General features: G+C 65.7%; 26 protein-coding genes. 12 read left to right on the top strand and 14 right to left on the bottom strand.

Annotated elements, in window-relative coordinates; genetic code table 11:
• Positions 1-72 precede the first annotated feature (72 nt).
• From AK36_RS09725 to AK36_RS09695, 7 genes are all read right to left on the bottom strand, one after another.
• On the bottom strand, positions 73-879 hold the full coding sequence (locus AK36_RS09725) for a substrate-binding domain-containing protein (protein WP_196480895.1): 807 nt from the start codon (positions 877-879) through the stop codon (positions 73-75).
• Between the two features lie 61 nt (positions 880-940).
• Positions 941-1,927, bottom strand: coding sequence for a malate dehydrogenase (locus AK36_RS09720; protein WP_014724237.1), 987 nt, complete (start codon positions 1,925-1,927; stop codon positions 941-943).
• Positions 1,928-2,031: 104 nt separating this feature from the next.
• Positions 2,032-3,183 carry a TDT family transporter gene (locus AK36_RS09715; RefSeq protein ID WP_045578364.1) on the bottom strand — a complete coding sequence of 384 codons (1,152 nt, stop codon included), beginning with the start codon at positions 3,181-3,183 and terminating at the stop codon, positions 2,032-2,034.
• Positions 3,184-3,597: 414 nt separating this feature from the next.
• On the bottom strand, positions 3,598-4,635 hold the full coding sequence (locus AK36_RS09710) for a fimbrial protein (RefSeq protein ID WP_011881111.1): 1,038 nt from the start codon (positions 4,633-4,635) through the stop codon (positions 3,598-3,600).
• The gene (locus tag AK36_RS09705; protein ID WP_045578363.1) at positions 4,632-5,369 is read right to left on the bottom strand and encodes a fimbrial biogenesis chaperone; all 738 of its coding nucleotides are present in this window, start codon (positions 5,367-5,369) and stop codon (positions 4,632-4,634) included. Before AK36_RS09705 ends, AK36_RS09710 begins: the two co-directional genes overlap by 4 nt.
• Complete coding sequence (locus AK36_RS09700; protein ID WP_045578362.1) at positions 5,370-7,847, bottom strand: fimbria/pilus outer membrane usher protein; 2,478 nt, start codon at positions 7,845-7,847, stop codon at positions 5,370-5,372. It lies immediately after the preceding gene.
• 64 nt (positions 7,848-7,911) lie between these two features.
• Entirely contained in the window at positions 7,912-8,424 is a 513-nt protein-coding gene (locus tag AK36_RS09695; RefSeq protein ID WP_011881114.1) for a fimbrial protein, read from the bottom strand.
• 659 nt (positions 8,425-9,083) lie between these two features.
• Here AK36_RS09695 and AK36_RS09690 point away from each other — a divergent pair.
• The 3 genes from AK36_RS09690 (at position 9,084) to AK36_RS09680 (ending at position 11,007) form a co-directional block, all read left to right on the top strand.
• Positions 9,084-9,794, top strand: coding sequence for a PadR family transcriptional regulator (locus tag AK36_RS09690; protein ID WP_034193433.1), 711 nt, complete (start codon positions 9,084-9,086; stop codon positions 9,792-9,794).
• 37 nt (positions 9,795-9,831) lie between these two features.
• Complete coding sequence (locus tag AK36_RS09685; protein WP_174479783.1) at positions 9,832-10,665, top strand: siderophore-interacting protein; 834 nt, start codon at positions 9,832-9,834, stop codon at positions 10,663-10,665.
• Positions 10,666-10,782: 117 nt separating this feature from the next.
• Complete coding sequence (locus AK36_RS09680) at positions 10,783-11,007, top strand: hypothetical protein (RefSeq protein ID WP_045578482.1); 225 nt, start codon at positions 10,783-10,785, stop codon at positions 11,005-11,007.
• A 37-nt stretch (positions 11,008-11,044) separates the two neighbouring features.
• On the opposite strand, the gene AK36_RS09675 is transcribed toward AK36_RS09680, so the two are convergent.
• Positions 11,045-11,626 (bottom strand): undecaprenyl-diphosphatase, encoded by a 582-nt coding sequence (locus tag AK36_RS09675; protein ID WP_011881118.1) that lies wholly within the window; start codon positions 11,624-11,626, stop codon positions 11,045-11,047.
• Between the two features lie 435 nt (positions 11,627-12,061).
• Between AK36_RS09675 and AK36_RS09670 the strand changes: the two genes are divergently transcribed.
• The 4 genes from AK36_RS09670 (at position 12,062) to AK36_RS09655 (ending at position 15,511) form a co-directional block, all read left to right on the top strand.
• On the top strand, positions 12,062-12,802 hold the full coding sequence (locus tag AK36_RS09670) for an acetoacetate decarboxylase (protein ID WP_011881119.1): 741 nt from the start codon (positions 12,062-12,064) through the stop codon (positions 12,800-12,802).
• A gap of 53 nt (positions 12,803-12,855) precedes the next feature.
• On the top strand, positions 12,856-13,641 hold the full coding sequence (locus AK36_RS09665) for a 3-hydroxybutyrate dehydrogenase (protein WP_011881120.1): 786 nt from the start codon (positions 12,856-12,858) through the stop codon (positions 13,639-13,641).
• A gap of 130 nt (positions 13,642-13,771) precedes the next feature.
• Positions 13,772-14,989, top strand: a complete 1,218-nt coding sequence (locus AK36_RS09660; RefSeq protein WP_014724249.1) for a DUF3734 domain-containing protein — start codon at positions 13,772-13,774, stop codon at positions 14,987-14,989.
• Positions 14,990-15,046: 57 nt separating this feature from the next.
• A complete protein-coding gene (locus AK36_RS09655; RefSeq protein ID WP_011881122.1) occupies positions 15,047-15,511 on the top strand; it encodes a hypothetical protein in 465 nt (154 codons plus the stop codon).
• A gap of 64 nt (positions 15,512-15,575) precedes the next feature.
• Here AK36_RS09655 and AK36_RS09650 read toward each other — a convergent pair whose 3' ends face one another.
• Positions 15,576-16,460, bottom strand: a complete 885-nt coding sequence (locus tag AK36_RS09650) for a LysR family transcriptional regulator (RefSeq protein ID WP_011881123.1) — start codon at positions 16,458-16,460, stop codon at positions 15,576-15,578.
• Between the two features lie 118 nt (positions 16,461-16,578).
• On the opposite strand from AK36_RS09650, the gene argC reads away from it, so the two are divergent.
• A complete protein-coding gene (gene argC, locus AK36_RS09645) occupies positions 16,579-17,526 on the top strand; it encodes an N-acetyl-gamma-glutamyl-phosphate reductase (RefSeq protein WP_011881124.1) in 948 nt (315 codons plus the stop codon).
• Between the two features lie 216 nt (positions 17,527-17,742).
• Here the strand turns inward: argC and AK36_RS09640 are convergent, their stop codons facing one another.
• Entirely contained in the window at positions 17,743-18,666 is a 924-nt protein-coding gene (locus tag AK36_RS09640) for a LysR substrate-binding domain-containing protein (RefSeq protein ID WP_011881125.1), read from the bottom strand.
• A 118-nt stretch (positions 18,667-18,784) separates the two neighbouring features.
• Here AK36_RS09640 and AK36_RS09635 point away from each other — a divergent pair, with 118 nt between their 5' ends.
• Positions 18,785-19,870 (top strand): tartrate dehydrogenase, encoded by a 1,086-nt coding sequence (locus AK36_RS09635; RefSeq protein WP_034193772.1) that lies wholly within the window; start codon positions 18,785-18,787, stop codon positions 19,868-19,870.
• A gap of 292 nt (positions 19,871-20,162) precedes the next feature.
• Here the strand turns inward: AK36_RS09635 and AK36_RS09630 are convergent, their stop codons facing one another.
• The 4 genes from AK36_RS09630 to AK36_RS09615 form a co-directional block, all read right to left on the bottom strand.
• Positions 20,163-20,642 (bottom strand): nuclear transport factor 2 family protein, encoded by a 480-nt coding sequence (locus AK36_RS09630; RefSeq protein ID WP_045578361.1) that lies wholly within the window; start codon positions 20,640-20,642, stop codon positions 20,163-20,165.
• Between the two features lie 59 nt (positions 20,643-20,701).
• Positions 20,702-21,316, bottom strand: a complete 615-nt coding sequence (locus tag AK36_RS09625) for a TetR/AcrR family transcriptional regulator (RefSeq protein WP_045578360.1) — start codon at positions 21,314-21,316, stop codon at positions 20,702-20,704.
• Between the two features lie 719 nt (positions 21,317-22,035).
• Complete coding sequence (tdh, locus tag AK36_RS09620) at positions 22,036-23,064, bottom strand: L-threonine 3-dehydrogenase (RefSeq protein WP_011881129.1); 1,029 nt, start codon at positions 23,062-23,064, stop codon at positions 22,036-22,038.
• Positions 23,065-23,077: 13 nt separating this feature from the next.
• Positions 23,078-24,277 (bottom strand): glycine C-acetyltransferase, encoded by a 1,200-nt coding sequence (locus AK36_RS09615; RefSeq protein ID WP_011881130.1) that lies wholly within the window; start codon positions 24,275-24,277, stop codon positions 23,078-23,080.
• Positions 24,278-24,437: 160 nt separating this feature from the next.
• On the opposite strand from AK36_RS09615, the gene AK36_RS09610 reads away from it, so the two are divergent.
• The 3 genes from AK36_RS09610 (at position 24,438) to AK36_RS09600 (ending at position 26,668) form a co-directional block, all read left to right on the top strand.
• Positions 24,438-25,049, top strand: coding sequence for a helix-turn-helix domain-containing protein (locus AK36_RS09610; protein WP_011881131.1), 612 nt, complete (start codon positions 24,438-24,440; stop codon positions 25,047-25,049).
• A gap of 127 nt (positions 25,050-25,176) precedes the next feature.
• Positions 25,177-25,554, top strand: a complete 378-nt coding sequence (locus tag AK36_RS09605; protein ID WP_011881132.1) for a DUF2471 family protein — start codon at positions 25,177-25,179, stop codon at positions 25,552-25,554.
• A 100-nt stretch (positions 25,555-25,654) separates the two neighbouring features.
• The gene (locus AK36_RS09600) at positions 25,655-26,668 is read left to right on the top strand and encodes a tyrosine-type recombinase/integrase (RefSeq protein ID WP_041494038.1); all 1,014 of its coding nucleotides are present in this window, start codon (positions 25,655-25,657) and stop codon (positions 26,666-26,668) included.
• Positions 26,669-26,751: the final 83 nt, after the last annotated feature.

The following is a 26,751-nucleotide window of genomic DNA, read 5'->3' as shown; positions in this document are numbered from 1 at the left end:
TGCGGCAAGACATACGTGCCACGGGGCGCTCGCCTCGGAACGCACGTTCCGCCGTCGCGCTCCGTCATCCGCTCAACGCACCCAGCCCTCGGTCTTCATGATGGCGGCGCCACGATCGCTGTTCAGGAAATCGAGGAATTGCTTCGCTTCAGGATCGGCATCCGGGGCGAGCGCAACGTTGACGTCTCTCCAGATCGCCCGGTTCGCGGACAAGCTCACGTAATCGGCTTGGTCGGGATGCGTGATCGGCCAGTCCGGCCAGGTGATCCAGGCATCCGCGTCCTTGTCGACGAACATCCTGAAGCTCGGCCCGCTGCCCTTGCCGAATCCGACGATGTTCCGCCGGAACCGCCTGACGTCGTCGAGACGTCCCATGCGGCCGGCGATGTCCTCCCACGTGCCGGTGCCGGACGTATTCGCCACGCCCGCGCCTTCGGTGACGACGATGCGCATGCCGTCCGCGAGCAGATCGTCGAAGCCGTGGATGTGTTTCGGATTGCCCTTCTTCACGGCGATGACGGCCGGGCGGACATAGATCGGCGTCACGTCGCCCCATCGAAACACCGTGTAGGTTTCGAGCAGCCCGGCCATATCCTCTTCGGAGGTGCCCCACAGAATGTCGGCATCGGCCTGCGCCTTGCGGCTCCACGTGGGCTCCGGTCCGCCGGTCACTGCCACCTTGATGCCCGTTTCGTCGGTGAAGACCTTCGCGACTTTCGCGAATGCGGTATCGGGGCCGCCTGCGCCGTACAGGCGCACGACGCCGTCGCGCGCATCGCGCCGTATCGTCGGATCGGCCGTTTCGTGGGCGGACGCACCGCACGCGAACAGCAGTAACGCCAATGACATGGCCATGTTCTTTTTCAATGCGTTCAGCACGATGGATTCCTTTAGGGGGGTCGTTCGAGCGGTAGTCGGCTTCGATGCGCTTCGGATCGCGCTACAGCGCCAGAATCGCTCGCACGGCCCGCATCTCGTCCACGAGTTCCGCAACCGACGCATCGATGCGCGTGCGCGCCAGCGCGTCGATCTCGAGATCCGGGACGACGCGATAGCGGCCTTCGCTGCAGATCGTCGGCATCCCGAACATCAGGCCGCGCGGAATGCCATACTCGCCGCCGGACACGATGCTCATCGACACCCAGCGCCCGCCGCTGCCGCGAATCCAGTCGCGCATCTGGTCGATCGCCGCATTGGCGGCCGACGCCGCCGACGAGGCGCCGCGCGCTTCGATGATCGCCGTGCCGCGGCGCGCGACTTCGGGGATGAACGTGTCGAGATACCAGCGCTCGTCGCCGACACGCATCGGCGCGGGCTGCTGGTCGATCAGCGCGTGACGGTAGTCGGGGAACATGGTCGGCGAATGATTGCCCCACACCGCCATGCGGCTGACGGCATCGACCGTTACGCCGCATCGGGCGGCCAGCTTCGACACGGCGCGATTGTGGTCGAGACGGATCATCGCGGTAATCGCATCCGCCGGCAGGTCGGGCGCGTAGTGGCGGGCCACCCACGCGTTGGTATTGGCCGGGTTGCCGACGACGAGCACCTTCACCTGCCGGTTCGCCACTTCGTTGAGCGCCTCGCCCTGGGAGCGGAAGATGGCGGCGTTCGCGGCCAGCAGATCGCGCCGTTCCATGCCTTTGCCACGCGGGCGCGATCCGACGAGCATCGCGTAATCGGCATCGCGGAACGCGACGCGCGGATCGTCGCTGATTTCGACCGACTGCAGCAGCGGGAAGGCGCAGTCTTCCAGTTCCATCACCACGCCGCGCAGCGCGTCCAGCGCGTGCGGCAATTCCAGGAGCTGAAGGATGACGGGCTGATCGTCGCCGAGCAGATCGCCGCGGGCGATTCGAAACAGCAATGAGTAGGCGATTTGACCGGCGGCTCCGGTCACGGCGACACGGCGGGCAGGTTTGGACATGCTGGATCTCCTTCGAGGTTGGGTTCGGTGACGCGGATGGAAAGCTGCGCTGCGACCGGCCGCGTGTTGCACGTGCCGCCGGCGGCAGCGGTTCGACGACGGGTTCAACCGAGCGCGGGCTGCGCGCGGACGACGAGACACGGGGCGTGAAACAGTTCGCCGCGGGCGAGGCCGCGCAGCGTGCGGGACAGCACGATCAACCAGAGGCTGCCGAGCAGCGCCGCCAGCGCCATCCCGAGCACGGCGAACGCGGCAAAGCCCGTGGTCCGATAGAGACTGAACGTCACGACGGTGTAGACGCCGAGCGGGAACGTGAAGCCCCACCATCCGAGATTGAACGGCAGCCCGTCGCGGGAATACCGCAGCGTGAACAGCATCGCCGTGGCGAGCCACCACAGGCCGGTGCCCCAGAGCAGCAAGCCGCCGATCACGCCGATCTCGCGCGCGACGAGCGCGGTCGCCTCGAATGCCGTGCCGGCGAACGCGTCGGGCGCGACGTGGCCGAGAGCGAGCAGGCCCAGCGCGCCCGTTCCGATCGGCCCGAGCGTCAGCCAGCTCGACGGACCGAGATCGCGATGCGGCAGCTTGTGGATCACCAACCGGAAGAACACGACCGTCAGCACGGAAAACGCGAGCGGCACCGACACGGCCCACAGCACGTAACCGGCGGCCACCAGGAAGCGCGCGGTGTGTGCGTCGACATGCGGCGCGAGGACGGCGGCGCTCGACGCCGCCACTTCAGGCGCGACGATCGGCAGCAACAACACGGCCGTGATGCGCTCGAACGCATGGTCCTGCGCGGTGAACATCATGTACGGCACGCCGACTGCGACGGCGAGCGCCAGTACCGCATCGACGCACCACAAGCCGTAGGCCAGTTGGCTCGCCGCTTCGCCCGCATGCGAGCCGGCGAACATGACCAGTCCGTTGATGATCGGCGCGAGCCCCATCGGCACGGCGCCGAGGAACATCGACTGCAGCGGGTGATGCAGCATCGGGCGGATCGTTTCCGGATAGAAGATCCAGCGCGCCAACAGCATGCCGGCAAACACCATGTAGAGCGCGCTGTCGGCCACCCACAGCGTATGGGCCAACGCCATCTGCCCTGCGAAGTGCCACGGCAATCCGGCAAGGACGAGGAATACGATTCCGTTGCCCATCGTCATCGCGAACCAGTTCGGGGTGAACTGCCGAATCTTGTCGGCGAGATTTTGTCGGCTGTGGCCCGCCGTCGTGCCTGGCCTTGTCGGATTCATCGCTGTTCTCTCGAAAGGGATCGAATATCGACAATGTAGGTGCGTGCGAAGCATAGGAAAAATACATACTTCGCATGCCTGGCATGCTTTATATTTATGTGTCGCGGCGGACTGGGCGAAATGGGCTGGAGCGGCCCGATGCGTATCGGCGGAGTGTTGATTGGCTGCCGGGCAGCCGGTAGCCGAGCAGCGACTGGGATTTGCTGCGGTAGACGTCGACGTAGTCGAAAGAAAGCCGGCGTCGGAACGTCGGGAACACGATGGACGCGCGTACCGTCCTCAGTTGCCACGTGCGGAAGTGCGTCGCCGACGTGGGAGGCAAGCCGGCGCTCGCGCTGCGGATAACGAAGAGACCGCTTTCGTCGTCTTCACCACCCGCAGCGCGAGCGACGCGTTCCGCGGTGTCCGACGACCTCAATCGTAGAGAATCTGCACCGTCGCCGTCACGGTGAACGGACCGATCTTCGGTGTCCCCAACGACCTCAGCACCGCGCTCATCGGCACGTCGATACGCGCTTGTGTCGCCGAGAAGTTCGCAAGATCGAACGGCTCGCGCAGCGGCACCTGGCGCCCGTTGCGGTCGAGAATCTCGACGCCGAAGCCGCTGTCGGCTGACGGCAGGACGACGTTGCCCTGCACCGGATTCGGCGTGTCGAAGTACCCCTGAATCTTCACAGGCGTGTCGCATTGCCGCTTGTCCAGCGCAAGCGAGAACGGTTGAGTCGGCGTCTCCGGAGAAAAACCCGTCGGGGTCGCCTTCACTTTCCCGAAATCGACGAGGCCCGGCTCGGGCGTCACGGTCACGTCGACGACGCAGGGTGACGGCTTCAGGTTTTGCATTCCGCTCAGGGTGTACCGGAAGCTCGTGTTGCGCGCATTGATCCCCTTCACGCCGTCGAACTGGAACGCCGCATAGCTGTCCTGCGGAATCCCCACCCACGTCCCCGCCTTCCTGATGACGACCTGATACGTGATGCTGACCGGAATCCTCGGGCATCCCCCCAACTTATTAAAATCCCGACGGCTACAGGGCGGCACGACGATTCCGGTCGGCACCCCCGTGCCCGGTTGGTTGCCCGCCCCGAAATAGTCGACGCCGCGATAGCGGATGCCAATCTCGAGCCCCCACGCCAGCGGGCTCTCGCCGTTCGGGTTCGCGTAGAACGAAATCGGATCGTCGAACGTCAGCGACTCGCCGCCAAGATCCTTGTAACAGTAGCCGGTGGTCGTGCGCGTCGGCGAGATCCAGATCACATAGCCGTCGGGTGCGTTGATCGGATAGGTCTGCACGGAGCCGATCGGCTGGACGAACCGGTCGACTCCGTCGCTCGTCACGCACCGGACGGCCCACGCGGATTGCGCGACGACCAGGCAGCCGAGCAGCAACATTGCGCGCGAGAACAGCCCGATGAGACGGGCACGCACGCCGCGGCGCGAAATCGCCGCGCTCATTTCGGTTGGCTCCGGCAAGCGGATGCATCGCACGCGTACCTGACGGCGGTTTCGCCGCCGGAGTCGTTGATGTGCACGACCGACAGCGTTGTCGGCAGCGGGCCTGCCACGTCGGTGGTCGCGGCCGACATCGGCGCCACCATCAGGCCACCGAACTTCAGCGGTGTCTTGCTCTCCCCGGCGAACAGCTTGACCACCGTGACGTGATACGGCGTGGGGTTGTCCAGCACGAGCCTGTGCGTCGACGGATCGAGACGCACCGTCATCGGCAGCGTCGGATCTTCGTCCGCCGCCGGCTGCAGCCCCTTCGGGCGATAGAACAGCTTCAGCTTCGAATGCAGCGCGATCTGCAGCGCATTGACGGCATCCGTTTTCGGCGGAATCTCGCGGATGTTCAGATAGAACACCGACTCGCGATCGCTCGGCAGTGCATCGCCCGGCAACCGGACGATTCGCAACACGTTGCGCTCCGTCGGCTCGATCCGCTGCAGCGGCGGCAGCACCATGAACGGCGACGTGATCTTCTTGCCGTGCTCGTCCTCGATCCACGACTGGACGACGTACGGGTACTTCTCGCTCTTGTTTGCCACGGTCACGCTCTGCCACTGCGCATCGCCGTCGTAGATCACGCGCGTACGGTCGGGCACGACGGCCGCATGCACGGTCGCAGCCGCGATCAGCATCGTCACGCCGACGGCGGCCGCGAGCCGCATCAACGGGTTCGAATTCATCATTTATCTCCGGGAAAGTGTGTCGGGCTCGGCGCAATCGAGTGGAACCGGATCGGCGCCGAGCGTCATCGATTTAGGAAGGACGGGAAGCCGGCAGATGTCGCGGTCGACCACGCGCACCACCAGCTCGGCGTCCTTGCGTACACCGGTCAGATAGGTCACGCCGTGTTCGCCGACGATGCCGACTTCCTTGCCGGTGCGACGGTCGACCACCGATGCGCCGAACGGCGCGTCCTTGCCTGACGGCAAGCGCAGCACGACGAGCGCGTTCCGGCCGTGCGTCGTATCGAAATGCACGTAGCCGATCGCGCCGTCGGTCAGGACGACGCGCTGCACCGGGTTCGACACGGTCGTCTGCAACGACGCACGATTGGTGTTGACCCGCGCGTCGAACGTGCTGAACGGCGATACCGCGCCGATCACCGCGTAGCCGCGCGCGTCGGAACTCGCCTGCGTGCCCGAGAACGGCACGTCCGGCACGCCGTCGGTGGACAGCAGCAGGCGCGTATCGCCGTTGTAGCTGTTCGCATGCGCGGTCACGCCGTGCTGCGTCGCGACGAACGAGCCATCGAGTTCGATCGACGCGGACGTGTTCGAGCGCGTATTGGCTGCCGCCTGCACGTTCGCGATGATCGAGCTGAACTGCTTGCGCAGATTGCCGCTCGCCGATGCGGCGCCGTTGGTCGTCCCCGCGTACAGCGAATAGGAGAGCCCCTTGTCGGTGCCGCCGATATAGCCGGCCGTCACGTTCGTGCCGCCGCCGCTGGTCGATGCGACGCTGGTCGTGACCGTCTGGCGCGAACCGAACGGAATCGTCGCCGACACGAACAGCTGGTTGCCGCTGCCGCCGCCACCGCGCGTGCGGTACGCCGACAGGTTCAGCGAGACGTTGCGCAGCGAACCGATCCGCACGGTCGTCGCGGCCGTCACGCCGATCCGCTCGTCCGACGGGCGATTCCAGTAGCTCGTATGGTCGTAGGACACGAACGTCGACACGTCCATCACGCGCTTCGCGAGGCTGATCGAGTAGCGCTGCTTGCCGGGCGCGAGGCCAGCGGCAGTCGGATCGCCGAAATACTGCGGAAACGACGTGTAGGTGCGATCGGAGAACCGATAGCCGAAAAAGCGCACATCCGAATCGATCGAATCGAAGTGCTTCGAATAGTTGAAGCGATACGAGCGGCCGACGCGCGTTTCACCGCTCCACCACAGCCGGGCGCGCACCGTCGTCACGTCGGCCGACACCGCGCCGAACGCGCCGAGATTCTTGCCGACGCCGAACGCGAGCGCCGCATAACCCGACGCACCGAGCGCCCCGCCGTAGATCGTGATCTCGTGCGGCAAGCCATATGCGGCTTCCACGAAACCGAATGCGGGATCGATACCCGCGCCGCCGAACAGCCGCGGCTTGCCGACCGCCGTGCGGTAACGCAATTCACCTGCGCGCGCGAGGAACGGCACGGCCGCGCTCTGCACCGTGAAGCGCTGCTCGCTGCCGTCTTCTTCCTGCACGGTCACGTCGAGCGTGCCCTGCACGCTCGCGGAAAAGTCCTGCAACGCGAACGCACCGGCCGGCACGCGGGTCGCATACAGCACGCGCCCCTGCTGCGACACCGTCACCGTCGCGTTGGAATGCGCGACACCCGTGATCAGCGGCGCATAGCCGCGCATGCCGGGCGGCAGCATGCGGTCGTCGCTCTGCAGCGTCGCGCCGTCGAGCGCGAACGTGTCGAAGATGTCGGAATTCAGATAGCTCTGTCCGAGCGATACCGTCGAGCGAATCTGCGGAAACGCCCGGAACGCGTATAGCCGGTTGAACTGGAACGTCTTGGAGCTGCCGCCGAAGTTTGCGTTGCCGCCGGACGAGAGCTGCGCTTGATAGTCGCCGCGCAAGCGCCATGCGCCGGCATTGGCGCCGATCGTTCCATAGCTTTGCACCGTGCTCGAATGCGTGCCGTGACCGTGCGACGTGTTGCCGATCACGCGATAGTCGAGCAACGCGCCGGGGATCCCGTCGCTCCATGCGGCGGGCGGTATGTAGTCGGGATCGCTGTATTCGAACGCAATCTGCGGAATCGCGATCCGCAGGCGCGCGGATGCGCGGTCGTGCCGCACCGATGCGCCGTCGATCGCAAGCAGGTCGATGCAGCGGCCGTCGTACGTGCGCGGCAGCGTGGCGAGCAACGTCTGCTTGAGGCCGATCTGCGCGACGAGGTCGGCCGGCACGCAAGCGACGCTGGTGCCGAGCTGGTTGCCCGGGACATAGTCGATGGCACGCGCCGCCAGCAGCCTGCCGTTGACGACCACGTCCAGCAAATAGGTGCCGGGCACCGTGTAGTCGGCGTGCGTGAACTGCGCGAGGTCGACGTCCTTCGCACCGTCGACATCCAGAAAGTCGGCGTTGAATTCGGTGGCGTGCGCGGTTTTGGCGGTCAGCAGGCAGGTGACGAGGATGCCGAGAAGGCGACGGGGGGTGTTCACATTGATCAGCCGGACGAATGCGTGGAACGGGGGGAGCCGAGCTCCCCCCAGGAGCTCCCGGCGATTACTGGTAGCGCACGGTGAAGTTGGCGACCGCGTTCGCGATACCCGGCGTGACCGCTGCGGCCGTCGCCTCATACATCGCGCCGAACGTCACGGTGTTGCCGCTCTTCGACAGCACAACCGGGGACGACTGCTCGGTGCCGTTCTTCAGGTAATCGTTCGCGCCCGCCTGCAGGCGAATGCCGACGTTGCTCGCGCTGCCGGTCGTGGCGATCAGGTCTGCGTTGGTGGCGTCGGACGCGCCCGTGAACGTGAAGAACGCGTTGGTCTGCGTCGACGTATCGCAGTCGGTGAGCACGATGTTGAAATTCTTCGCCTCCGAACGATCGCCGACCTTCTTGAACACGTGCGACGGAACCTGACCGAGCGACACGGTCTGGTCGAGCGTTTCCTGGCTGATGCCGCATGCGCCGGCGACGATCTCGCCCTGGAACCGGATCGTGCCCGGGGTCGCCGCCGCAAACGTCGATGCCGAAACTGCGGCGAGCGCCGCTGCTGCCAAAATCTTTTTCATTTTCCTATCCGTAACTTTTGTCGAATTGAATGCACGCAAAATTGCGTACGGAGCGGATTGTCTCGACCACGGATCGGCGGCGGAATCTTAGTAGTGAGAAATGCGATGGGCGGTATCGCGAACGGTCTGGTGCTCGCGAAATGCGTGCGCTAAGGGCTGCGTTTGGCCGCGTTTTGGACCATGGCCAACGAGACATCGAATTTGGTCGATCACATCGCGGCCGAGAGAGCCGCACTCGTGTTCATCGCATGGATTCGTATGGGTCAGACGGGATGAGTATCGGATGCGCCGAACAGTTGGCGACGGCAGTCGGCGAATTATCGACAACCATCGGTATGGCAGTACGGCGGTCAATGCGAACGCCACGGTCGCGGCCGAGCGGCTTCGGCGCGATCGCGTCCGGACGATGCGCAATCGCGGTCGGCCAGCACGCGAGCGACACGGCAAGCGACCTCCCTGCACTCGGCACGAATGCGAGGGCAACCGGCACGCGTAAAGTCGCGCGCCGCGGCGCTGCAATTCCTTACATCAATAGGCGAGGAGCAGCCCCATTCGTGGAGCCCCACCCTTCAAACCCATCCAACCCCAAATCCCACCCTTGACACCCTATCTTTCGATATATATCTTTAGATATGTTTTCCGACACATAGGACACGATCATGCGACACACCCCTTTCGATGGCGACGCCCGCTGCCGCGGCCACGGCCATCATCCCGGCCTCGAGTGGTTCGCCAGCCTGCGGCACGCGATCGGCCGTCATCGCCGCGGCCACGATCCCTTCGGCGGCGGCCCGTTCGGCGGCCGTGGCGGACGCGGCGGCTTTGGCGATTTCGGTGACGACGGCATGCCGCGCGGCCGCCAGTTCAGCTCCGACGACCTTCAACTGCTGTTGCTCGCGCTGGTCGCCGAACAACCGAGCCACGGCTACGAACTCATCAAGGCGCTCGACACGCGCTCGAACGGCTTCTACAGCCCGAGCCCCGGCATGGTCTATCCGGCGCTGACCTATCTCGAGGAAGTCGGCTTCGTCGTCTCGCAAGCAGAAGGCAACCGCAAACGCTACGCGCTGACGGACGCCGGCCGCGCGCATCTCGAGGCGCAGCGCGAACGGGTCGACACGTTGTTCGCGCGTCTCACGCACCTCGCCCGCAAGATGGAATTCATGCGGCGTGCGTTCGCCGGCGAATCGGCGGGCAGCGAAGCAGCGGACGATGCACAAGCCGGCTGGCTGCCGGAATTCGTCGCGGCTCGCTTGGCACTGAAGCGCGCGCTGCTGCACAAGAGCGCCGCCGACGCCGACGAGCAGCGTCGCATCGCAGCGATCATGCGCCGCGCGACGGCCGAAATCGAAGGCGGCAGCGGCGCGTAACCCATGCCGCACCACCACAAACCATCAGGAGCACGGATTGATACAGAACACACCGGAGCGCACCGTGACCCGCGTGCGCCATCCGCTCAAACTCCGCTTGCTGCAAGTCGTGCGCGTGCGTGCGATCACGCCGCACCTGCTGCGCGTCACGCTCGGCGGCGCCGACCTCGCGGATTTCGAATCGTCGTCGTTCGACGACCACGTGAAGGTGTTTTTCCCGCCGCCCGGCGCGGAGCGACCGGCGCTGCCGACGCTCGGCGCGAACGGCCCGGAATTCCCGGCAGGCGAGCCGAAACCGGTCGCGCGCGATTTCACGCCGCGCCGCTTCGACCGCGCCGCCTGCGAACTCGACCTGGAGTTCGTGCTGAACCATCCAGGCCCCGCATCGCAATGGGCAGCGCAGGCACGCGTCGGCCAGTGGCTCGGTATCGGCGGGCCGCGCGGCTCGTTCGTCGTGCCGACCGACTTCGACTGGCATCTGTTGATCGGCGACGACACGGCGCTGCCGGCCGTCGCACGCCGCCTCGAGGAGTTGCCGGCCGGCGCGCGCGTGGCGATGGTGCTGGAAGTGGCCGATCGCACCGCGCAAATCGCGTTCGACACGCGTGCCGACGTGCACGAAATCTGGCGCTTTCGCGCCGAAGCCGACACAACCGACACAACCGACGGCGATGCGCTGCTGAATGCGGTGCGCGAGCTGCCGCTGCCGTCCTCCGGCGATGGATACGTGTGGGCCGCAGGCGAAGCGCAATCGATGCGCGCGGTGCGTCAGCATCTGAGCGGCGAGCGCGGGATCGACAAGTCGCGCATCCGCGCGGCCGCATACTGGAAGCGCGGCGCAGCGGCCGTGCATGAAACGCTGGAAGACTGACGCAACGGGGGCTTTCGCGCAGCGGGCTTGGCATCGGCGCCGCGGCTGGTATATATGTATGTCTGCGACGCCGCTGTCGCGCGACAGCCGCCGCAGTCCGCCCAGGAGCGCCCGGTCATGACAAAAGCAAACCCCGCTTCGCCTTTCCTTCGCCACCTGAAGATCGCCGGCTATTGCGGCCTGGCGGCCGTTGCGCTCGCGCTGTTCGTCGCGATGTGCGCGATCCTCAAGGAAAGTTCGCTCGAACGCGACGCCGCCCGACACACGGGCGAAACGCCCGAACTGCACGAAGCGGGCGGCGGCACGTCGGCGTCGGTCGACACGGCCAAGACGCCCGGTTGACGTCGGCAGCCGGCGCTTCCCGCGCGCCGCAGCCCGCTCACGGCGTGCGCTCGCGCCCCATCATGACCGCGTGCACAGCGTCGCCGATGCGTTCGAGCAGATCGACGGCCCGGTAACCGTACAGGTGCGCAGCCAGCGCGCCGGCGGTGCCCACCAGCACGCCGCCGACCATGTCGTAGGGCCAGTGAACGCCCACGTACACGCGCCCCCACGCGATCGCGACGGCCATCGCGGCCATCACGAACCCGGTGAGCCGCGTCGTACCGGCCAGCAGCATGCCGGCCGCGAGGCTCCATGCAAACGTCATGTGATCGCTCGGAAACGAGCTGTCCGGCGCATGCGGAATCAGCTGCGTACCGACGCCGACCATGAACGGCCGCGGCGAAAACCAGAAATGCCCGACCACCTGCGCGAGCGCCAGCGCCACGCACGCGCCGGCGCCGGCTTCGATGGCCTGCCGCCGCGTCGGGCGCTCGCCGAAGATCCACGTCAGCAGCAGCATCGCAGGCAGTGCATAAACGAGCCAGTCGGCGGCGAAAAAGGCGACGCGCGCCACCGCGGGGTGCGGCGCCGCGCCGGCATTGATGGCGTCGAACAGGGTGAGATTGAGGTTCTGCATGAATCCGGTCAGGTGTGGGCCGATGGGGAGACCGGCGCGCCGGTCGGATGCGAACGATGCTAGTGCTCACTCGCTTAAGTGATCGTTAACGCGCGGCGACGGCAGCCGAAGCGGCCCGCGCGCGAACGCACTTAGAACGTGCACCGCAGCCAGAGTTCACACAATTGACATATTCCCGCGCCGCCTTCGCCCGCGAAGGCTCACCTACCTTCCCGTAAATACTCACCTTTTTCATATCGCGGCATCGCTGCGTGCCCCGGAAATGCGGCCATCGCGGGCGATCGCCGTGGTTCAACTCACTCATCTCAACATTTACGCCGCAACGGATCCGAAATCGGCAACAATTAATTCCCGATGCGGCATCGCACAACGGCAACGCACAGGCATACGATTAGGCCCACTCATCCACGTAGCGCTCGACAACAAGGAGTCCGCATGAAGCCCAGCGATGTCCGATCCAAAGCGTTTGCGATGCCGTTGACCAGCCCGGCCTTTCCGATGGGCCCGTATCGTTTCGTCGACCGTGAGTTCGTGATCATCACGTACCGCACCGATCCCGAGCGCTTGCGCGCGGTCGTCCCGGAGCCGCTACAGATTGCCGAGCCGCTCGTGCATTACGAATTCATCCGCATGGCCGATTCGACCGGCTTCGGCGACTACACCGAAAGCGGCCAGGTGATTCCGGTCGAATACAACGGGCAGGCCGGCGGCTACACGCTCGCGATGTATCTCGACGATCATCCGCCGATCGCCGGCGGCCGCGAACTGTGGGGCTTTCCGAAGAAACTCGCGTCGCCGACGCTGCACGTGAACACCGATCACATCCTGGGCACGCTCGACTACGGCAAGGTGCGCGTCGCGACCGGCACGATGGGCTACAAGCACAAGGAACTCGACCTCGACGAGCAGATGAAGCGTCTCGCCGGCCCGAACTTCCTGCTGAAGATCATCCCGCACGTCGACGGCTCCGCGCGCGTGTGCGAACTGGTGCGCTACTACCTGCAGGACATCAAGATGAAAGGCGCGTGGACCGGCCCCGCGTCGCTCGAGCTGGCGCCGCACGCGCTGGCGCCGGTGGCCGACCTGCCGGTGCTCGAGATCGTCGAGGCTCGTCACATCGTCGCCGATCTGACGCTCGGGCTCGGCGAAGTCGTCTACGATTATCTGGCTCAGTAACCAGCACGTCCCAGGGGCCTCCCCTGTCCATCCTTCACCACGGGAAATTCGAAATGAGCAACCTGAATGGCAAGACCGCAGTCGTCACGGGCGCCGCGAGCGGCATCGGCAAGGAAATCGCGCTGGAGCTGGCGAAGGCCGGCGCGGCCGTCGCGATCGCCGACCTGAACCAGGACGGCGCGAACGCGGTGGCCGACGAGATCAACAAGGCCGGCGGCAAGGCGATCGGCGTCGCGATGGACGTCACCAGCGAGGACGCGGTGAACAGCGGCATCGACAAGGTCGCCGAGACGTTCGGCTCGGTCGACATCCTGGTGTCGAACGCGGGCATCCAGATCGTCAACCCGATCGAGAACTACTCGTTCGCCGACTGGAAGAAGATGCAGGCGATTCACGTCGACGGCGCGTTCCTCACGACCAAGGCTGCGCTCAAGCACATGTACAAGGACGATCGCGGCGGCGTCGTCATCTACATGGGCTCGGTGCACTCGCACGAGGCGTCGCCGCTGAAGTCGGCGTACGTGACGGCCAAGCATGGGCTGCTGGGGCTCGCGCGCGTGCTGGCCAAGGAAGGCGCGAAGCACAACGTGCGCTCGCATGTGGTGTGTCCGGGCTTCGTGCGCACGCCGCTGGTCGACAAGCAGATTCCGGAGCAGGCGAAGGAGCTCGGCATCAGCGAGGAAGAAGTGGTGAAGAAGGTGATGCTCGGCAACACGGTGGACGGCGTGTTCACGACGGTGCAGGACGTCGCGCAGACGGTGCTGTTCCTGTCGGCGTTCCCGAGCGCCGCGCTCACCGGCCAGTCGTTCGTCGTCAGCCACGGCTGGTTCATGCAATAACGTCGCGCGCCTTGCGCGCCTCCGGAACGGAGGCGCATCGCGAACCACGGCTTATTCTCGCAACGGAGCGCGTCGGTCGACGTCGCTCCGTTCATCCCCGCCGTCGACGGCGGATTTCCCGGAGCAACTGATGAAACCGCACGCGCGTACAGAAAAGCAGGCCGTCGATGCGACGGACCTGCGACACGAGGCCGGTGCACCGGCAACGGCGCGGTCGCTGCCATACGAAACGATCGCGCTCGTCCTGCAGGGCGGCGGCGCGCTCGGCGCTTACCAGGCCGGCGTATTCGAAGGGCTGCACGAGGCCGGCATTCCGCTCGACTGGATCGCCGGCATCTCGATCGGCGCACTCAATACCGCGCTGATCGCGGGCAACGCGCCCGAACATCGCGTCGAACGGCTGCGCGAATTCTGGGAGACGATCTGCCAGCCCGCGTACTTTCCCGCGATGCCGGCCGCATTCGAATTCGCGCTGTTCAACAGCATCGACCAGATCCGCACGTTCTTCACTGCATCGCAGGCCGCCAGCGCGATGATGCAGGGCCAGCAGGGCTTCTTCGTGCCGCGCTTTCCGCCGCCGCTGCCCGGCGTGTCCGATCATCCGGAGAAGATCAGCTGGTACGACACGTCCGCGCTGCGCGCGACGCTGCTCAAGCTGTGCGACTTCGACCGGATCAACTCGGGCGAGACGCGCGTGTCGGTCGGCGCGGTCAACGTCGGCACCGGCAACTTCGTGTACTTCGACAACGCGCGCATCCGGCTCGAGCCCGAGCACTTCATGGCGTCCGGCGCATTGCCGCCGGCGTTCCCGCCGGTCGAGATCGACGGCGAGTACTACTGGGACGGCGGCATCGTGTCGAACACGCCGCTGATGGAGGTGCTGCGCGCGCATCCGCGCCGCGACACGCTCGCGTTCCAGGTCGATCTGTGGAGCGCTCGCGGGCCGCTGCCGCGCACGATGGCCGACGTCGCGGAACGCACGAAGGACGTGCAGTATTCGAGCCGCACGCGTTTGGTCACCGATACGCTGCAACGCGAACAGCGCTTTCGCAACGTGCTGCGGCACGTGCTCGAACAGGTGCCCGAAGCGCAGCGCAAGAACGATCCGTGGTGCGTCGAAGCCGAAGCGATGTCGAGCGGCAAGAAGTACAACGTTCAACATCTGATCTATCAGCAGAAGGCTTACGAGCATCACTACAAGGACTACCAGTTCGGTCTGTCGACGATGCGCGACCACTGGTCCGCGGGTCTCGACGACATCCGCAAGACGCTCGCGGTCAAGGACGGCCTCGCGCTGCCCGTCAACGACGCAGGCTTCGTCACGCACGACATTCACCGCCACCGGTGATGCCGTCTGCAACGGGCCGCGCGCGCTGCGCCGGCCCGTTCTCATTTCCGATTCGACATGCCGATTTTTCTTGCGCTGTTTGCGCTCATCGCCCTCGGATGGGGGGCCGTTCATCTGTTTCACGTGATCGCCGCACAGTTCGGCCAGCCGGTCGCGATCGCGGCCGCGGTGCTCGCCGCCGTCGCCGTGATCGCGCTGATTGCGTGGTGGCTCAAGCGCCGTCGCGACATCGCACCGAATACGCGGGAGCCGGGCTGGACCCATATCGAACAGCGCGGATGGGGCGAATTGCGCGTGTCCGCGACGCAAGGGCTGCTGTGGCTGTCGCACGACGGCGCGGACGGCCGCTATACGCTGTCGCAGCTCGACGGCTGCGACGCCGAGCCGAGCGACGGCCGCTGGTATCTGCTCGTGCGCGTGCGCGACGGAGTGCGAAGCGAGTGGAAGTTGCCGATGATGGACCGGCGCGATGCGCAGCGCTGGGCGCGTGTGCTGATGCTCGCGAAGGAGCATCGGCTGTAATGGCCGGCCACGGCGGCGCTCTCGATGCGTTGCTTTCGAGTGGAGGCTTACCCCCCGCGACTTGCTATCGCGCGCCGAGCGCCCACAACGCGTCGAGCACGTGCTGCGTCGACCGCTCGACCGGGCCGGCACGATGGGCGATCCCGAGCTCGCGCCGCAACGCCGGGCGTAGCGGCCGCATGACGATACGCGCATCGGGCAGCGGCGCGCCGGCCTCGTGCGGCAACAGCGTCGCGCCGTAACCCGCGGCGACCAAACTCTTGATCGCATCGTTGTAGTTCAGTTCGATGCGCGGCTCGGGCCGGTGGCCGCCGAGCGCGAACCATTCCGTCGTGAGCCGCGACAAGCGTGTGGTCGCATCGTTGAGAATCAACGGACGCGCGGCCAGATACGCCGGCGTCGCCCGCGCCGGCGCTTGCCAGTCGGCGGGCAGAAACGCGAGCACCGGATCGCGCCGCCACGCGCGAATCGACAACCCCGCGACCGCCGGCTGCGGCAACGCGACGAGCCCGACGTCGAGCGTGCCCTGCGCAAGACGCGCGAGCGTGTCTTGCGACGTGAGCACGGCGATCTGCACGTCGATGTCCGGATGGTGCTCGCGCAGCCGCGCCACCGCCTGCGGCAACAGATGCGCGATCGCGCCGGTCGATGCGCCGAGCCGCACGCGCCCGGTCAGCCCCTGCACTTGCCGCTCAACGTCGTCGAGCGTCGCTTCGACGTCGGCCAGCAGGCGGCGCGCTCGCTCGACCAGCACCGCGCCGATGGCCGACGGCCGCACGTTGCCGCGCGTGCGCGACAGCAATGGCGCGCCGATCCTGCTTTCCAGTTCGGCGACATGAAGGCTGACCGTCGGCGGCGCAAGATGCAGCAGTTGCGCAGCGGCGACGAAGGAACCCTGGTCGGCAATCGCGACGAGCGTGCGCAGCCGGTCCAGACTGATCTCCCGCATTCCCACCTCTCGTTCAGGAACTCTGAATCCTGTGGTCAGAAAATTCAACTTTTCCAATTCTAGGCGTTCAGTGGACGATACGGCTTTCCCGATGCCCGAAACGCGGAACACGACGATCATGAATCACGCCACTGTCTACATCGACGGCGATCAAGGCACGACCGGTTTGCAGATCCACGAGCGCCTGCGCGATCGCACCGACCTGCGGCTCGTCACGCTGCCCGATGCCGAGCGCAAGAATCCCGCGCGGCGCGCCGAAGCGATCAACGCATCGGACTTCACGATTCTGTGCCTGCCCGACGCGGCCGCGCGTGAAGCGGTCGGCTTCATCCGCAATCCGGCCGTACGCGTGATCGATGCGAGTTCAGCCCATCGCACCGACCCGGAGTGGGTCTACGGCTTTCCCGAGATGGCCGCCGGACACGCTCGGACCATCGCCGGCGCGCGGCGCGTGACCAACCCCGGCTGCTATCCGACCGGCGCGATCGGCCTGCTGCGGCCGCTGCAGCAGGCCGGACTGCTGCCACGCGACTATCCGGTGAGCATCCATGCGGTGTCGGGTTACTCGGGCGGCGGCCGGGCTGCCGTCGACGCGTTCGAATCGAACGACGCTGCCCGCGCGAAACCGCTGCAGATCTACGGCCTCACGCTCGCGCACAAGCATGTGCCCGAAATCCAGCAACATGCCGGCCTCGCGCACCGACCGCTGTTCGTGCCGGCCTACGGTGCCTATCGACAGGGCATCGTCCTCACCGTGCCGATCGAGCTGCGCCTTCTGTCCGCCGGCGTGACCGGTGAGACGCTGCAAGCCTGTCTTGCGCACCATTACGCCGGCGCGCGCCACGTCGACGTCATGCCGCTCGCGGACACCCGCGCGATCGCGCATCTCGATCCGCAAGCGCTGAACGGGACGAACGACCTGCGGCTCGGTGTGTTCGTCAACGAGGAGCACGGCCAGGTGCTGCTGTCCGCGGTGTTCGACAATCTCGGCAAAGGAGCGTCCGGCGCGGCCGTGCAGAATCTCGATCTGATGCTCGGGGCGATGAGTGTGGCGCAGGGGACGTGAGCTTTAGGTTTGGGCTTTGAACCCGGTGTCCTGCGCTTGAGCCTTCGGCGTTGGGTTGAGGGCAGGCACAATCGTCAGCCTGCAGGGTGCTTCGCCGCTGATCGCGCGTCGGCGCCCGCCGCAGGCCGTCGCACCTGTACGTGGTGGCAAGTCGGCAGGCGAGCATGATTCGCCGATGGCACTCATGCCCCCGTAAAAGCTCACCTTTCGCCGATTTCAGCCCGCATCGTTGCCCGCCGCGGCATTCAACCCGGCGAGCGCATCCGCCAGAAAGTCGACGCACACGCGCACCTTCGCGGAAGCCGCCACACGCTCCGGATACACCGCCCAGATGTTCGCCGGCTGAATTGCGTCCGGCAGCACGCGACGCAACTCGCCGCGCTCGATCAACGGACCCGCTTCCCAGATCGAACGCAGCACGATCCCGCGTCCGGCGAGCGCCCATTGCACGGCCACCTCGCCGTGGTTCGTCGACAACGCGCCGCCGACCTTCACCGTCGCCGTTTCGCCGCGCACGTTCAGCCGCCACACGCCGAGCGGATGGTCGCGCTCCTTGATGGCGAGACAGTCGTGCGACGCGAGATCGGCGAGCGTGCGCGGCGTGCCGCGCCGCGCGAGGTACTCGGGCGACGCGCACAGCACGCGATAGTTCGCCGCGAGCCGGCGCGCGATCAGGTGATCGGCGATCTCGTCGCCGATGCGCACGTCGACGTCGTAGCCTTCGCCCACGACATCGACGAGCCGGTCGAACAGATCGAGCCGCACGTTCAGCTGCGGATAGCGCGCGGAAAAATCCAGCAGCGCCGGCGCGACGACATGCCGCCCGAACCCGAAGCTGCTCGAGATGCGCAGCGTGCCGCGCGGCACCGTGCGCGTGGTCGACACGTCTTCGACGAGATGATCGACGTCGTCGAGAATCTTCTCGGCGCGCGCGAACACGCGTTCACCGGCGTCCGTGACCGTCACGCGGCGCGTCGAACGATGCAGCAGGCGCGTGCCGAGCTGCGCCTCGAGCAGCGCGATCCGCTTGCTCACGTACGCGGGCGACACCGCGAGCTGCTCGGCGGCCGCGCTGAAGCTCGTCAGGCGCACGACCAGGCTGAACACGCGCAGGTCGTCGAGGTTCGGTGATTTGTTCACGATTCGTGGAAAGTGGATTAACCTTTCGAGCGATTTTAATCTGAATGGAAATAAATAGAATGGCCGCATGTCCCGCTGCGCACGCCGCGGGCGCCCCTCATCAGTAAAGGAGACTTGCATGTCCGACAGCACCTACAGAATCGCCGTCATTCCCGGTGACGGCATCGGCCGAGAAGTGATGCCCGAGGGCCTGCGCGCGCTGGCAGCCGTGACCGCGCGCTTCGGCATCCGGTTCGAGTTCGAGCAGATCGACTGGGCGAGCTGCGACTACTACGCGCAGCACGGCAAGATGATGCCGGACGACTGGAAGGCGCAGTTGTCGGGCGTGGACGCGATCCTGTTCGGCGCGGTCGGCTGGCCCGCGACGGTGCCCGACCATATCTCGCTGTGGGGCTCGCTGCTGAAATTCCGGCGCGAATTCGACCAGTACATCAATCTGCGGCCCGCGCGCCTGTTCGACGGCGTGCCGTCGCCGCTCGCCGGCCGCAAGGCGGGCGACATCGACTTCATGATCGTGCGCGAGAACACCGAGGGCGAATATTCGTCGGTCGGCGGCACGATGTTCGAAGGCACCGAGCGCGAAGTCGTGATGCAGCAGTCGATCTTCACGCGCCACGGCACCGAGCGCGTGCTAAAGTTCGCATTCGAGCTCGCGCAGCGCCGCGCAAAGCGGCTCACCGTCGCGACCAAGAGCAACGGCATCGCGATCAGCATGCCGTGGTGGGACGCACGCGCTGCCGAAATGGCCGAGCGCTATCCCGATATCGCGGTCGACAAGCAGCACATCGACATCCTGTGTGCGCGCTTCGTGTTGCAGCCGGATCGTTTCGACGTCGTGGTCGCGTCGAATCTGTTCGGCGACATCCTGTCCGACCTCGGGCCGGCCTGCACCGGCACGATCGGCATCGCGCCGTCGGCGAACCTGAACCCGGACCGCACGTTTCCGTCGCTGTTCGAACCGGTGCACGGCTCCGCACCGGACATCGCGGGCCAGTACATCGCGAACCCGATCGCGATGATCTGGTCGGCGGCGATGATGCTCGACTTCCTCGGCAACGGCGCGGGCCGCGAACGCGAAGCGCACGATGCGATCGTCGCGGCGATCGAGGACGTACTGCGCAACGGGCCGCGCACGCGCGATCTCGGCGGCCAGGCGGCAACGCAGGAAGTCGGCGAGGCGATCGCCGCGCGGATCGCCGGCTGATCGGACTCCGTGGAAGGCGCGCGGCGCGCAAGATCGTCGGCGGTGAGATGCACGATCGGTCGTCGCGCACCTTGGGCGGAAGGCACGGTGTCGATGTCTGGTCGATACGCGTGCTTTGCGCGTCCGCGCAATCGCACCGTTGGCTGCGAAGATCGATCGGTGAGTCGCCGCGCTCGAGTCGTCACACCGTCGCGCGCTAAAGCCATGTTCTCCCGAAAACGCTCACCTCAGCGCGGCTCCCGTATTCCCTCACCGTTGAACACGAACGCCGCGCGTCTTCCTGCGTGTTGCGTTACAACCCGAGATCGGACAGCCCCGGATGATCGTCCGGGCGACGGCCCAGCGGCCAGTGATACAGCCGGTCCGCTTCGCGAATCGGCAGATCGTTGATGCTCGCATGGCGATGCGCCATCAGTCCGTTTTCGTCGAATTCCCAGTTTTCGTTCCCGTATGAGCGGAACCAGTTGCCCGCGTCGTCATGCCATTCGTACGCGAACCGCACCGCGATGCGATTGCCGTCGAATGCCCACAGCTCCTTGATCAGACGATAGTCGAGCTCGCGCGCCCATTTCCGTTGCAGCAGGCCGACGATCTCGTCGCGGCCCGTCACGAATTCGGCGCGATTGCGCCACCGGCTCTGCGGCGTGTATGCGAGCGACACGCGTTGCGGATCACGCGTGTTCCACGCATCCTCGGCGGCGCGCACTTTCTGGCGCGCCGTCTCGAGCGTGAACGGCGGTACGGGCGGACGGACTTCGGGGGAAACGGACATGGGATGCTCCTGTGGAGGGTTCAGGCTGCATGCGGTCGCGCGCAGCCGGTCGGGAAACGCTAATTCGCTGCTCGCGACACCGTGTCGAGCAACAGTTCGGCGGTTGCGCGTGCGTCACGCGCGGCGGTCGGATCACCGTTGACGAGCGCCACGCCGATCGCACCGTCGATCAACAAGAGCCACTGACGCGCGAGGCGCGCGAGCCCGCGGCGCTCGATCGCCGCTTCATCGGCATACGCGTCGAGCCGCTCGCGCACGAACGCGAGCAACCGCGCCTTGTGCATCCGCGCGACGACTCGCACCGCATCGTCCGGGTCCGCAATCTCGCCGGACGCGTTGAGGAACGCACAACCGTGGAAGTCAGGTTGCGCAAACCATTCGCGCAGCACGTCGAACATGCCGAGCAACTGCGCACGCGGCGACTTGCCGCGCGCCAGCGTCGCGTCGACGAACCAGGTCATCCAGCGCGCGTCGCGGCGCTCGAGCGCGGCCACGACCAACGCTTCCTTCGATTCGAAGTTCGAATAGAAGCTCTTGCGCGCGGCACCGGAGCGCTTCACGATCGCGTCGACGCCCGTGGCATGAATGCCGCCCGAGTAGATCAGCGCCTCGGCGGCGTCGAGCAGGCGGTCGCGCACGGGTAGTTCTGGGGTGAGGTCTTGGGGCGTGTTCATGCGTTTACGGTAGAACGATCGTTCTACCTCGTCAAGCTCGGGAGCGAGTACACCTGCGGCTGGCAGGGCGTTGCTTCGGTCGTGGGATGAGGAGCGGATACGCGCGAGCGTATTTTTGTAGTGTCGGTTTCCGGCTCGAGGCAGAGGCATCGCTTGCGTATCGGCATGCGATGCGCCGCGGACTCTTCGACGTATATCCGGCGTGGATAGTGAACGACCGGACATCGCACTCTGCGATGCCCGAAACGCTGGCTCGTCGTGCCGAGCCTGTCGCTGGAACCGAGGGGGTTGAGCGGTGAGTGGACCGAATCGCAGCCGGCTCACCGCTCGCCGTTCGATGCGGGCCGGCGTGCCTTATGGTGAGCTCGCATACGGTCGCTCTGCTCGCGCTCGACGTGGCGTGGCGAATCGACGGCATGCCGGCGTGATGACGCGGAAAGCATGCGCCCTTCGAGCACCGCAAGTTGAATAGAGGAGTGACGCGTAAGCGCGGCGGCGCGCGAAGCGTCGCTGCCTAGCCGTGACGCATGCATCATGGCCACGGATCAACCACTCGTACATGACGCACGCGCACGGTGATTACAGCGTCATACGAGATGCCATTGCGGCTCCCGAATATCCTCACCTCAAGCGTCTGTCGGCGCGGCAGGCTTCGACAAACGCTCGAGACGAAACGGCGCGGCGGCCGTCAAACGCGCCGCTCGTGCCGCTGCAGACGCTCACGCGGTCCAGTCGAGAATCACCTTGCCGCTTTCACCGGACAGCATCGCGGCGAAGCCTTTCTCGTAATCGTCGACGGCAAAGCGATGCGTGACGATCGGCGACAGGTCGAGCCCACTCTGGAGCATCGCGACCATCTTGTACCAGGTCTCGAACATTTCGCGGCCGTAGATGCCCTTGATCTCGAGCCCCTTGAAGATCACCTGATTCCAGTCGATTGCCGTCTGCGCGGGCGGAATGCCGAGCAGCGCGACCTTGCCGCCGTGATTCATCGCTTCGAGCAGGCTCGTGAATGCGCTCGGCACGCCCGACATCTCGAGCCCGACATCGAAGCCTTCGGTCATGCGCAGCTCGGCCATCACGTCGCGCAGCGACTCGCGCGCGACGTTGACAGCGCGCGTCGCGCCCATCTTGCGCGCAAGCTCCAGCCGATAGTCGTTGATGTCGGTGATCACGACATTGCGCGCGCCGACATGCTTCGCGATTGCGACGGCCATGATGCCGATCGGCCCCGCGCCGGTGATCAACACGTCCTCGCCGACGAGGTTGAACGACAGCGCCGTATGCGTCGCGTTGCCGAACGGATCGAAGATCGACGCGAGATCGTCGGAGATCTCCGGCGGAATCTTGAACGCGTTGAATGCGGGAATCGCCAGATATTCGGCGAACGCGCCCTCGCGGTTCACGCCGACGCCGACGGTATTGCGGCACAGATGCCGACGCCCCGCACGACAGTTACGGCAGAAACCGCAGGTGATGTGCCCTTCGCCGGACACGCGGTCACCGATCGCGAAGCCGCGCACTTCCTGCCCCATCTCGACGATCTCGCCGACGTATTCGTGGCCGACATGCATCGGCACGGGGATCGTCTTCTGCGCCCAGTCGTCCCACTTCCAGATATGGATGTCGGTGCCGCAGATCGCCGTGCGGCGGATCTTGATCAGCACGTCGTTGTGTCCGACCTCGGGACGCTTCACGCGCGTCAACGTGAGACCCGGAGCGCGTTCGAGCTTTGCCAGTGCTTTCATGGTCGCACCTCCGTCAGACGATGCCGAGCGACTTGCCGACGCGCACGAACGCGGCCACGGTCTGGTCGATCTGTTCGGCGGTATGTGCGGCGCTCATCTGCGTGCGGATCCGTGCGCGCCCGCGCGGCACGACCGGGAACGAAAAGCCGATCACGTACACCCCTTCGGCGAGCAGCTTGTCGGCCATGTTGGTGGCGAGCTGCGCATCGCCGAGCATCACCGGGATGATCGGATGCGCGCCGGGCACGAGCGTGAAGCCTGCAGCCGTCATCTGCTCGCGGAAGCGCACGCCGTTTTCGCGGACGCGCTCGCGCAGCTTCGCGCCTTCATCGCTGCCGAGCAGTTCGAGCACCTTCAACGACGCCGCGGCAATGCTCGGCGTGAGCGTGTTCGAAAACAGGTACGGGCGCGAACGCTGGCGCAGCAGCTCGACGATCTCGCGGCGCGCGGCGACGTAGCCGCCCGATGCGCCGCCCAGCGCCTTGCCGAGTGTGCCGGTAATGATGTCGACGCGCCCGTCGACGCCGCAGTGCTCGGGCGTGCCGCGGCCATGAGCGCCGATGAAGCCGACCGCGTGCGAATCGTCGACCATCACCAGCGCGCCGTATCGGTCGGCGAGATCGCAAATGCCTTTGAGGTCGGCGATGATGCCGTCCATCGAGAACACGCCGTCGGTCGCGATCAGCTTGTGACGCGCACCGGCCGCGTCGGCTTCCTTCAGCTTGGCCTCGAGATCGGCGAGATCGTTGTTCTTGTAGCGAAAACGCTTCGCCTTGCAGAGGCGAATGCCGTCGATGATGCTTGCGTGATTCAGCTCGTCGCTGATGACGGCGTCGTTCTCGTCGAGCAACGTCTCGAACAGGCCGCCGTTCGCGTCGAAGCAGCTCGAATAGAGAATGCTGTCCTCAGTGCCGAGAAACGATGCGAGTGCGCTTTCGAGCTGCTTGTGCACGGTCTGCGTGCCGCAGATGAAACGCACCGATGCCATGCCGAAGCCGTCCTGGTCGAGGCCGTCCTTCGCGGCGGCGATCAGGCGCGGATCGTTCGCCAGACCCAGATAGTTGTTCGCGCAGAAATTGAGCACACCGGCACCGCCGGCCAGCCGCACCGCGGCAGCTTGAGGGCTCGCGATCTCGCGCTCGGTCTTGTAAAAACCGTCCGCGCGGATCTGATCGAGCGTCCCGCGCACCTGGGCGAGAAAGGCATCACGCATCGCAAAGCTCCTGACAGGGTTCGCAAGCCGTCGCACGCCACTCGTGGCGGCAGCGCGACGGGCTGCTACTGTTATAGTCGGTCGTTCGGTTGACCGCATTTATCCGATATTCCGAACTTAAATTCGGAATATCGAACAACTCTAAGCGAACGGAAAACAAATGGCAAGTTCCTCCGCGCCGCGACGCACACCCGCCGGCGCCGCACCGCAGCCGCCGGCCGCGACGCCGCCCCGCGTCGGCGAGCAGATCCAGCGCCTGCGCAACGAGCGCAAGCTGACCCTCGACGATCTGTCACGCGCGGCCGGCGTATCGAAATCGATGCTTTCCGAGATCGAGCGTGACAAGGCCAATCCGACCATCGCCGTTGCATGGCGGCTCACGAACGCGCTCGGCATTACGCTCGACGAGCTGTTCTCGCAACCCAAGGCGCCGGAGACGATCCGCGTGGACGGCCCGCACGACATCCCGACGCTCGCAGGCCACGACGGCCGCTACCAGCTGCGCGTATGGGGCCCGATCGACCTCGCCGGCAAGTTCGAGTGGTACGAGCTGACGCTACCGAGCGGCGGCGCGCTCGTATCGAACGCACACGAGCCCGGTACCCGCGAACACCTGACCGTGTTGCAGGGTGCGATGGAAATCGAAGCCGCCGCGGCCACCCGACGCCTGAAAGCCGGTGACACCGCCCGCTACCCGGCCGACACACCGCACGCGATCCGCAATCCAGGCAAGGCCGAAGCGCGCGCACTTCTGATCGTGATCCATCGCTGACGCTGCCGATAGTCGGCCAACTGGCCAGTTGCGGAAAATACTGTATGTTTGTACAGTACGAACATTCCGCCACGCATGGCCGGGGTTGGCGCACCGAGGCGCCCGTTCCGGTCGACAGGAGCCTGCGATGACAGAAGAACAAGATTTGGCCGCGCTCAGCTTCAAGGCTGCCGCGCACGACCTCGAACTGATCGTTCGGCACATAGCCGAGCGCTATATCCGCCACGGTGTACCGCTGTCGTGGCGCCTGCTGCACGCCATCGAAGCCGAGGCGCTGGCCGATCTCGGCTTTGCGAGCCGGCACGATGCCGGCATGCGGCAGCTGTTCGAAAGACCGTCGGACATGACCTTTCCCGAGACGGACGATCCGATTGACTTCGGCCGTTCCAACGCCCTGCCCGCGGTGTTCTCGTTCGCGGTGCTAGCGTACGAGGCAGCGGACAAAGCGCAGAACCATGCAGCCCGCGAGCGCGTCCACCGTCCGTCGAAGGCGTGGGGCGACTGATATTCGCCATGAGAAGCGCGGACTGCCGGCGCTCGCCCAGGCTACTGCCCGCGATGTTGCGCAAAGGGCTACCATGCACGCAACTAACGGAATAAATCAAATGTCTCTCCCCACATGCCCCGACACCCCGGCACGCCCTGAGGAAAAGGACTTGTTCGACCGCGGCGCATCCGACTGGATCGTCTCGCCCGACACCGCATTCGACGCGTGGCTTGCCATGCAGGAATACCGCCGCTCATCGGCCGACGTCTATCGCGCACAATGGGGGGCCTTTCTGGCCTGGCTGCGCGCCAATCAGAAAAACCTCGCCACCGTCGATACCGCGTCGATTGCAAATTTCGTCGGCGAACTACCGATCCGAAAAACGCAGCGCATGCGCTATTTGCGGTTGATCGAACGCGTGCTCGATCACATCCGGCAAACCGAACTGGCCTCGACCAACCCGGCCCGCTTCATCGCTCAGGATGGCGAAGCGACGTGGCGCCACGCGCGCGACAACGAGCCGACCGGTTTCCTGACGCCAGCCGAACGCGCGAAGTTGCTGGCCTACCTGTTTTCGCCCATCGGCGTGTCGGGCTCCGCGTACTGGAAGGAACGTCGCGACCGCGCGCTCGTCGCTGCGTTTCTCGGCGCCGGCGTGAAAACCGGCGAAGCACGGGTTCTTACTATTAGTTGCATAAACACGAGTGGGACATCGCTGCACATCCCGTCGACGCATCCGGATTTCGCACGTGAAACCCACCTCGCGTCATTTGCGATCGCGCTGCTCGAAGCCTGGCTCGTCGAGCGCAAGCACCAAAACATCGCCGGCGATCTCGTGTTCCCCGCATCACACGCCGGGCGACCGATGCACAAGGCGACGATGTTGCGTGCGATCGACGCGATCGTGGAATCAGCGGGCCTCGCATCGTCGCGCACTGCGCGCGCGAGTCCGCAGACGCTCCGCAACACGTATGCCGCGGAGCTGTTCGAGCACGATGTACCGCCGGAACGTGTCGGCAAATGGCTCGGCTTCGTGCGGCCCATTTCATCGAACCGGCTGCACCGTGCGTGGAAGAACTGGCGAGAGGAACTCCTCAACGGTGATGAGGCGGATCGGGACGAAACTCACTGAAGGGCGGCCGGCTGCTCACGGAAGTGATCCGTGAGCAGCCTTGATCCACTGGGCCTCACCGTTGCACAGCTCCCGAATAATCT

This window comes from Burkholderia vietnamiensis LMG 10929, from assembly GCF_000959445.1.
GTDB classification, from domain to species: Bacteria; Pseudomonadota; Gammaproteobacteria; order Burkholderiales; family Burkholderiaceae; genus Burkholderia; species Burkholderia vietnamiensis.
Note: the sequence above shows the minus strand (reverse complement) of the source record. Positions and strands in the feature narration are given on the sequence as shown.